Below are 384 nucleotides of genomic sequence, written 5' to 3'. Positions count from 1 at the left end.
GTCTACCATCGCCTGCGTGACCTTGAAGCGCCAGGTGGTTCTCTGCCAGGTCGCGGAGGGGGATTTTCCGCCCCCCGCCATGAGTGGCGCACCGGTGCTCGTATCTGGCCGAACGGCGGTGCCAACATACAGATTAAAATTCGCCGTTCCGGCGCCGCAGGCAACCAGTGCGCTGATCTCAATCACATCGTTAAGCGTGGCCGGGAACGCGGCAAAGTTAGGATGGTGATCCCGGCTGGCAATTCGGGCCGCATAACCATACGGGCAGCCCGGCGGGACCTCCTCAGCCGTCGTGGCTACCACGCTGAACCCCATCTGGTCATACGCCGGGTCAAACGTCGGGTTGGGAATTAAATCCCCGCCTGATGCGTTTCCGGCCCGTAC

1 protein-coding gene is annotated in these 384 nt (G+C 62.2%); it reads right to left on the bottom strand.

Translation table 11 applies throughout. The features are described from left to right. The coding region (locus JNB89_RS30840) for a hypothetical protein (RefSeq protein WP_220364737.1) at nucleotides 1-384 on the bottom strand (384 nt) is incomplete at both ends.

It is taken from the genome of Paraburkholderia phenoliruptrix (assembly GCF_019511605.1).
Classification (GTDB): Bacteria; Pseudomonadota; Gammaproteobacteria; order Burkholderiales; family Burkholderiaceae; genus Paraburkholderia; species Paraburkholderia phenoliruptrix_A.
Note: the sequence above shows the minus strand (reverse complement) of the source record. Positions and strands in the feature narration are given on the sequence as shown.